Genomic DNA, 8,464 nt, shown 5'->3' on the forward strand with positions numbered 1-8,464 from the left:
CGATCTTCGCCACCAACACTTCCTCGCTTTCCGTGACCGAACTGGCCAAGGCCTCCGAACATCCGGACAAGGTCGTGGGGATGCATTTCTTCAACCCGGTGGACAAGATGCCCCTGGTCGAAGTGATCCGAGGGGATCTGACCTCGGATGAGACCGTGGCTGCGATTGTGGCGCTCGGGAAGAAGCTGGGAAAGACCCCGATCGTGGTCAAGGACCGGGAAGGATTCCTGGTCAATCGGATTTTGATGCCTTACCTGAACGAAGGGGCGCTTTTGCTTGAAGACGGCGTGGAGATCAAGACCATCGACCGGCTGATGCTCCATTTCGGGATGCCCATGGGGGTCTTTATCCTTCTCGATCAGATCGGTCTGGATGTTGCCATGAAGGTCGCCGGGATCCTGCACCAGGCCTATGGAGATCGGATGCGCCCCTCTGTGATCCTGTCCAAGATGGTGGAGGCCGGACGGCTCGGCAAGAAAAACGGCAAGGGGTTTTACGCCTATAAAGGGAGAGAGCGGTTCGTGGCACAGGAGACTCTCGGCCTGATTTCCGGAATCCGCAAGGGCAGCCCCCCTCTCTTGGAAAAGGAGATCTCCGGACGGCTCATTCTCACCATGATCAACGAGGCGGCCATGATCTTGTCCGAAGGGATCGCGGACCGGCCCTCGGTCGTGGATGCCGGGATGATCTTCGGAACCGGTTTCCCGCCGTTCCGAGGCGGCCTGCTCAGATATGCAGACGAAATCGGCATGGAGAAGATCCGGAAAGACCTCGAAGGATTTGCCGGGAGATTCGGGGATCGTTTCAAGCCGGCGGATTTGATCGTGAAGATGGCCGAGAAGAAAGAGCTCTTCTACCCGGAAAATTAAAAAAGGGGGACTCCCAGAGGTTGACCATGCCGGGTGTATGCGGTTAACCGAAATGCTTTACCTCTAACTCCCCCTTGCACCCGTCAGAGGGATAACTCCCCCCGACCCCCTCTTAAATAAGAGGGGGAGACCCCCTTGTAGTAAGGGGAGGAGGGGAGGGGTTAAGGGGAGGGTGTTTTTAACTTTTTACGAATAGGCCCCTTTGAGGGGCCGGCAAACGTCAAGCATCCAGCTTTGCCGGAGGTTGATGACTCTTCAAAACGTTCAAACCCTTTGAACGTTTATTTATAAGGAGCGCCTTATGGCCCATGTAGAGCAGAGAAGCTATTGCAAGGCCCTGTTCGAAGGGAAGATCGAGGAGGACATCGTTTTTCCTTTTCCCCATCTTCAAGGGGAGGAGAGGGAAAGCCTCAACATGGTCATTGACTCCGTAGCCAAGTTCTGCAGGGATAAAATCAAACCGGATGTCATCGACAGAGAAAAACGGATCCCCAAGGATGTGATGAAGGGGTTATCCGAACTGGGACTCATGGGGATGGTCATCCCCGAAGCGTACGGGGGGTTCTCACTCTCCCAGCGGGGGTATTGCAGGGTGATCGAGGAACTCTCCAGGACCAGCGCCTCGGTCGCCGTGACCGTGGGCGGGCATCAGTCCATCGGGCTCAAAGGAATTCTCCTTTATGGCACTGAGGATCAGAAGAAGAAATACCTTCCGAGACTGGCCTCCGGAGAATGGATTGCGGCCTTTTGTCTGACAGAGCCCGGCGCCGGGTCCGATGCCCAGAGCCAGAAAACCACGGCCGTGCGCAAGGGGGACCATTATATTTTAAACGGATCCAAGCAGTGGGTCACCAACGGGGGCATCGCGGATTTATATACGGTCTTCGCCCAGACAGAGGTTCTCGTGAAGGGGGCGAAGAAGAACCGGATCTCCGCCTTGATTGTGACCAGGGATCTGGACGGGATCACCATCGGACCTGAAGAGAAGAAGATGGGAATCCGGGGGTCCTCCACCACGCCGGTGATCTTTGAGAATGTCAAGGTCCCGGTGGAGAACCTTCTGGGGCAGGAAGGGAACGGATTCAAGACGGCCATGGAGATCCTGAACTCGGGCCGCCTGGGGCTGGCCTCGGGATGCGTGGGCGCAGCACGGACCATGATCCAGTCATCGCTGTCTCATGCCGGGGAGCGGGAACAGTTCGGAAAGAAGATCTCCGAATTCGAGATGATCCGGGAGAAAATCGCCCGCATGACCGTGAACACCTATGCCATGGAGAGTGTCACCTACATGACCGCCGGCCTCGTGGACCGCGGGGACGTGGACTTTTCCATGGAGTCCGCCGTTTCCAAGGTCTTCTGCACCGAACGGTTGTGGGAGCTGATCAACGATGCCCTCCAGATCATGGGCGGGAACGGCTACATGGAGGAATACCCCCATGGGCGTTTCCTGAGGGATTCCCGCATCAATATGATCTTTGAAGGGACCAACGAGATCCTCCGTCTTTTCATCGCCCTCTCCGGGCTTCAGAGGCCGGGTGAGGTCCTCAAGGAGGTGGCCAAGGCCATTCAGGACCCCCTGCACAACTTCGGACAGCTTGCGGATTATGCCGTGAAAAAGATCACCTCCCTGGCCGGAGACCGGATCACGCTGGCCGAACATCTGCTGGAGGATGAATACAGCCGTGTGGAAGAATATACACGGCATCTATCCGAGGTCGCCGAGAAGGTGATCCGCCGTTATAAAAAGAAAATCGTTGAGAAAGAATTCGTCCTGGAACGGATCGCAGAGATGGTCATGGATCTCTATGTCATGACCTGTGTGATATCGAGGGTCAGCTCCGCCATCAAGGAGAAGGGCGCGGACAAGGCCTCGGATGAGATCAATATATGCAGGACCTTCTGCAATTTCGCCTGGCGCAGGGTCCGGAAGAACAGCCGAATGATCGACCGGAACGATGATGAGATCCTGACCGCCGTCTCGGGCAAAACCATCGAAAAGGGGGCCTATCCGTTTTAAACAGAATCTTTTTTGATGGTCTCGTAAAAAGTTTTTAGACTTTTTACGAGTTCATCTTCTTTGGTTATCGGCAATAAAAATGGCTCACGGCCTGGAGATGAACATGGACTTTGAATGGACCGAAGAGCAGCGCATGATCCGGGAGATGGTGAGAAAGTTCACGGATCAGGAGGTGAGGCCTCTCGCGGCTGAGATCGACAGGAAAGAGGAGATTCCGGCTCAGCTTCTTAAAAAAGGGGTGGAAAACGGCCTGATGGGGATCGCGATCCCGGAGGCTTATGGAGGGAGCGGATTCGGCGAGGTGGGTTATTGCATCATGATGGAGGAACTCTCCCATGGGTGCGCGAGCTTCGCCATCACCATCGCCGCACACCAGAGCATCGGGTGCATGCCGATCCTGCTGGATGGGACCGAGGAGCAGAAGCAGAAATTTCTGGTTCCGATGGCCAGAGGGGAGAAGCTCGGGGCATTCGCCCTGACCGAACCCGGCGCCGGTTCCGATGCGGGAAGCATCCGCACCACCGCCGTGGAGGATGGAGACGACTTTGTCATCAACGGGAGCAAAATCTGGATCACCAACGGGGGGATCGCCGACATCATGATCCTGTACGCTGCTACCGATCCTGGGAAAGGCGGAAGGGGAGGGATCACCGCATTCATTGTCCCCACCGACACCCCCGGTTTCACCGTGGGGACCCTGGAAAAAAAGATGGGGATTCGGGGCTCCAATACGGCGGAACTGATTTTTGAAAACATGCGGATACCCCGTTCCCATGTGCTGGGAAAGTCAGGGGATGGGTTTAAAAACGCCATGGCGACCCTGGGCTATGGGAGGCTGGGGCTGGGCGCCGCGGCCGTAGGGGCCGGGAAGGAGATGCTCAATCTTTCGGTGCGGCATGCGCAGGAACGCCGGCAGTTCGGCAAACCCATCGCGGATCAGCAGATCATTCAGTTCTATCTCGCCGAGATGGCGGCGAAGATCTACGCCATGGAGAGCATGGTTTATCGCACGGCGTCCATGGCCGACCGGGGGGAGAAATTCAGCCGGGAGTCTGCAACGGTCAAATTTCTCTGCACCGAATGGCAGGACTGGATCGTGGACCGCGCCATGCAGATCCACGGGGGCATGGGATACATGACCCACATGCCCATTGAACGTTTTTACCGGGATTCCCGGATCAACCGGATCTTTGAGGGGACCAACGAGATCCAGCATCTGGTGATTGCAAGGGACGTGCTTAAGAAAGGGAGGTACTGATCACGGCAAAGTAAAAAATTCATCTGCGGCTATTAAAAGCGGATCATCTCCAAAAGAGTGGGTGGAAACATAAGGGTTCAAGGGGTCAAGGATTCCAGGGGTCAAGTGAAGTGCTAAAAACATAAGGGGTCGAGGGTCCTAGGGTTCAAGGGTTCCAGTGTTTTTCTCTGGAGATTTTGCTTGCGTTTCAGTATTTCACCCCGTTAGAGAGCTCGTCTCTCTAACGGGGTTCACTTGAACCCTTGACCCCTTGATTCCTAGAACCCTATAGCTCTTCAACCCTCGAATCCTTCTTATCCACTAATTTGGAGAAGACCCTTAAAGCTGAAAGCCGACGGCCTAATTCGAGAGGAGGATCATGAAGATCATTGTCTGCGTCAAACAGGTGCCGGATACGGCGGCCCGGATCAGGATCGCGTCCAGCGGAAGAGAGATCGACACGGCGGATCTGACCTATGTGGTCAATCCCTATGACGAATATGCCGTGGAAGAGGCCCTGCGAATCAAGGAGAAGGCCGGAGGGGAGGTCATTGTGATCTCAATGGGTCCGGACCGAGCGGCTGAGGCCGTCCGTACCGCACTCGCCATGGGGGCGGACCGGGGGATCCATCTCAAGGACGTCGCCTTCGAGGGATCCGATCCATACACAACGGCCAAACTCCTTGCCAAGGTCATCTCAGGCATGGAATATGATCTCATCCTCTGCGGCAAGCAGGCCGTGGATGATGATGCCTCATTCGTGGGGCCGGCCCTGGCGGAATTTCTGGGAATCCCGCAGGCCACGGTGATTACAAAACTCGATCTCTCCGAAGACCGGAAGAGCATCACCGTGGAACGGGAGGTGGAAGGGGGCAAAGAGGCGCTCGAGCTTCCCCTTCCTGCCCTGGTTACCGCGCAGAAGGGATTGAATGAACCGCGTTATGCATCACTCCCGGGAATCATGAAGGCCAAGAAGAAGGAGATCAAGGTGATGGATGCCGCGTCCGCCGGGATTTCTCCGGATGAGGTTGGAGAGAAGGGGGCAAAACAGAAACTTCTTTCTCTTTCACTGCCCGCCGAACGGAAAGGCGGCAAGGTCATTCCGGGTGAGCCTAAAGATGCGGTCAAGGAACTGGTCAGGCTTCTCAAGGAAGAGGCCAAGGCGCTGTAAAGAACAGTAGATAGCAGACAGTAGATAGGGGACAGGGGGAAACCAACAGAAGGAAACAGGGATACAGGATAGAAGGAGAGGAGATATGGGAAAAAATGAAGGCACGACCGGGGTCAGGGAGACGGAAGAGAACCAGGATCACTCTTTCTGGAAACGTTACGGGCCGGATATCCTGCTCGGCATCCTGATCATCTACGTGATCCTCCTCGGAATCGGGACCTATGCAGAACTGACTCATAATGAAAGCATTCTGAACTGGTGGATTTTCAAGTAGGGAGGACATCATGAGCGGGGTCATGGTCATCGGCGAAATCAAGGACGGGAAGGTCAAGAAAGTCTCGTTTGAGGCCGTCTCAGCCGGCCGGCGCCTCGGCGATCAGACAGGCCAAGAACTCTCCGTGGTCCTGGCCGGGAGCGGACTCGATGCGGTTGCTTCCGAGTTCGGAAAATACGGGGCGGACCGGGTCATCCTCCTGGAGGATCCAAGGCTCACGCCGTATTCCACGGATGGGTATGTTTCAGCCCTGTCAGGTCTCATCCAGGAGAGAAAGCCTGCCATCCTCCTGATGGGAAATTCGATTCTGGCCAGGGACCTCGCCCCCCGTCTCGCCGCCCGCCTGGGGACCGGGCTCTTGGCCGACTGTACGGAGATCGGCTTGGAAAATGAAACCCTCACGGCTCTCCGGCCCGTCTACGGCGCCAAGGCTGTTGCAAAGGTGCAGGCCGGAGGCGAGTCACCGCAGTTTGCAACGATCCGGCCCAATGTCGTTTCCCTCATTGAATTGAATCCGCCGAGAAGCGCCGTAGCGCAAAAAGTGGTCCCGCAGGTCGGCGGCATCAGAACGAAAGTGAAGGAAGTGATTCATGAAAAGCAGGGGAAGGTTGATCTGACCGAGGCCGAAGTGATTGTCTCCGGAGGGCGGGGGATGAAGAATGCCGAAAACTTCAAGATCCTCGAAACGCTCGCCGGGGTTTTGGGCGGCGCCGTGGGGGCATCCAGGGTGGCCGTGGATTCGGGCTGGCGGCCCCATAGCGATCAGGTCGGTCAGACCGGAAAGGTCGTCAACCCCAAGCTCTATATCGCCTGCGGGATATCGGGGGCCGTGCAGCATCTGGCCGGCATGGGGACATCCCGCACCATTGTCGCCGTCAACTCCGATCCCGGTGCGCCGATCTTTCAGAAGGCTGATTACGGCATCGTCGGAGATCTTTTTACCATTGTTCCGCTTCTGACTGAGGAGCTGAAAAAAGTGCTGGGTCATGAATAAAAGAAATTTCAAATTTGAAATTTGAGATTTGAAAAATAGCGGCACGGGCAAAAATATGAACGACACACTTCATTCACGTTTTCAAAAATGCGTGGACCAGTACAGGGACAAAACCGCCCTCATGTACAAGATCATGGGGCGCTACCAGACGATCACCTGGAGGGAGTTCGGGGAATCGGTATGCCGTTTCGCCCTCGGCCTGTCCACGATCGGCGTAAAAAAAAGGGACCGCGTGGCCCTCTTGTCCGAGAACAGACCTGGGTGGCCCATCTCCGATCTCGCGATCCTTTCAGAAGGGGCGGTCACGGTTCCCATCTATCCGACCAGCACCCCCAAACAGATTGCCTATATCCTGAACAACTCCGAGAGCAAAGTGGTGATTGTCTCGACCGGAGAACAGCTTCAGAAACTCAAGGCCGTGTTTGATGACCTGTCGTATCTTGAAAAAATCGTGGTCATGGATCGTTTAGAGGATACGGGCGTCATGCAATTTGAAAATCTTTTGGAGAAAGGGAAAGAACTCTTCCTTGCTCAACCCGGCCTCTATGACGAGCATACACAGAGGACCGGTCCTATGGATACGGCCACGATTATCTATACCTCAGGAACCACCGGCGAACCCAAGGGGGTGATGCTGACGCATGAAAATATTCTTTTTAACTGCGATGCGGCGGACTGCGTGGTCCCGGTATCGGATGAAGACACCTGCCTCTCCTTCCTCCCATTAAGCCACGTCTTCGAAAGGACCGTCGGACAGTTCTTTATGATCTTCCACGGCATAACCATCGCCTATGCCGAAGGGATTGACAAGGTGGCCGATAACATGGAAGAGGTTCGCCCAACGCTTATGATCTCGGTTCCAAGGCTCTTTGAGAAGATGTATGCACGGGTTCTGGAGAAGGTGCATCAAGGCCCGAAGATCCGCCGGAAGATCTTTTTCTGGGGAATCCATGTTGGAAAGAGGCTGGCTCCTTATCGTTTGCAGGGGGATAGAGGCCCCTCTTTACTCCGTCTGCGTTATGCCGTTGCGGACCACCTGGTGTTCAAGAAGATCAAAGAGAGGCTGGGAGGCCGGCTGCGGTATTTTGTCTCCGGTGGGGCGCCGCTCTCAAAAGAGATTGCAGAGTTTTTTTATGCCGCAGGCGTGACCATTGTGGAAGGATACGGTTTGACCGAAAGTTCACCGGTGATCTCGGCCAACCGGCATGATCAGATCAGGTTCGGAACTATTGGAAAACCCCTTCCCGGTGTCGAGGTCAGGATCAGCGAGGATGGTGAAATCCTGACACGCAGTCCTTCGGTCATGAAAGGGTATTTCAAAAACGAGGAAGCGACACGCGAGGCCGTTGATGCAGACGGGTGGCTGCATACAGGGGACGTCGGGATGATGGATGAGGAAGGTTTCATCACGATCACAGACCGGAAGAAGGATATCATCATCACGTCCGGCGGCAAGAATGTCGCTCCGCAGAATATCGAAAACCTCCTGATATCGGACAAGTACATCAGTCAGGTCATGGTCTACGGTGACGGGAGGAAATACCTCACGGGACTTGTGGCGCCGGACTTCAACATCCTGAGCGAGTATTGGGGCGCCCGTGGAGTTGCGTTCAATACTCATCAGGAGATGATCCATGATCTTAGGATTTACGATTTCCTCCTCGATCGGATTCAAGAGAAGATGAAAGACATGGCCGGCTTTGAGCAGCTCAAGAAGATTGCACTCCTCGACCATGAACTCAGCCAGGAGAACGGCGAACTCACCCCCACCATGAAGCTCCGAAGAAAGATCATCACGCGGAAATATTTTGACCTGCTGGACAGCCTGTACGAAAAAGAATTCTGAGCTTGATATTGATAGGCTCTGCCTCCCCGGTTTCCCGATTCCTCCGCCCATACAAC

The 8,464-nt window shown here is 55.3% G+C and carries 6 protein-coding genes and 1 pseudogene; all 7 read left to right on the top strand.

Annotated features, from left to right (window positions below; genetic code table 11):
• The 7 genes and pseudogenes from AUK29_00030 to AUK29_00060 all read left to right on the top strand — a co-directional run bounded on the left by AUK29_00030 (position 1) and on the right by AUK29_00060 (position 8,408).
• A pseudogene (locus AUK29_00030) lies at positions 1–869 on the top strand (fatty-acid oxidation protein subunit alpha).
• A gap of 301 nt (positions 870–1,170) precedes the next feature.
• Positions 1,171–2,886, top strand: coding sequence for a hypothetical protein (locus AUK29_00035; protein OIP66786.1), 1,716 nt, complete (start codon positions 1,171–1,173; stop codon positions 2,884–2,886).
• A 103-nt stretch (positions 2,887–2,989) separates the two neighbouring features.
• Complete coding sequence (locus AUK29_00040) at positions 2,990–4,144, top strand: acyl-CoA dehydrogenase (GenBank protein ID OIP66787.1); 1,155 nt, start codon at positions 2,990–2,992, stop codon at positions 4,142–4,144.
• A 358-nt stretch (positions 4,145–4,502) separates the two neighbouring features.
• Positions 4,503–5,294: an electron transfer flavoprotein subunit beta gene (locus AUK29_00045; GenBank protein OIP66788.1), complete on the top strand. Its 792-nt coding sequence runs from the start codon at positions 4,503–4,505 to the stop codon at positions 5,292–5,294.
• Between the two features lie 85 nt (positions 5,295–5,379).
• Positions 5,380–5,568, top strand: a complete 189-nt coding sequence (locus AUK29_00050; GenBank protein OIP66789.1) for a hypothetical protein — start codon at positions 5,380–5,382, stop codon at positions 5,566–5,568.
• Between the two features lie 10 nt (positions 5,569–5,578).
• Complete coding sequence (locus AUK29_00055) at positions 5,579–6,562, top strand: electron transfer flavoprotein subunit alpha (protein ID OIP66790.1); 984 nt, start codon at positions 5,579–5,581, stop codon at positions 6,560–6,562.
• Positions 6,563–6,617: 55 nt separating this feature from the next.
• Entirely contained in the window at positions 6,618–8,408 is a 1,791-nt protein-coding gene (locus AUK29_00060) for a hypothetical protein (GenBank protein ID OIP66791.1), read from the top strand.
• The last annotated feature ends 56 nt before the right edge of the window (positions 8,409–8,464 follow it).

It is taken from the genome of Nitrospirae bacterium CG2_30_53_67 (genome assembly GCA_001873285.1).
GTDB lineage: Bacteria > CG2-30-53-67 > CG2-30-53-67 > CG2-30-53-67 > CG2-30-53-67 > CG2-30-53-67.

Bases quoted from the DNA above. Each gene is read 5' to 3' on its own strand.
- AUK29_00035 (OIP66786.1), top strand. From the start codon at position 1,171: ATGGCCCATGTAGAGCAGAGAAGCTATTGCAAGGCCCTGTTCGAAGGG.
- AUK29_00040 (OIP66787.1), top strand. From the start codon at position 2,990: ATGGACTTTGAATGGACCGAAGAGCAGCGCATGATCCGGGAGATGGTG.
- AUK29_00045 (OIP66788.1), top strand. From the start codon at position 4,503: ATGAAGATCATTGTCTGCGTCAAACAGGTGCCGGATACGGCGGCCCGG.
- AUK29_00050 (OIP66789.1), top strand. From the start codon at position 5,380: ATGGGAAAAAATGAAGGCACGACCGGGGTCAGGGAGACGGAAGAGAAC.
- AUK29_00055 (OIP66790.1), top strand. From the start codon at position 5,579: ATGAGCGGGGTCATGGTCATCGGCGAAATCAAGGACGGGAAGGTCAAG.
- AUK29_00060 (OIP66791.1), top strand. From the start codon at position 6,618: ATGAACGACACACTTCATTCACGTTTTCAAAAATGCGTGGACCAGTAC.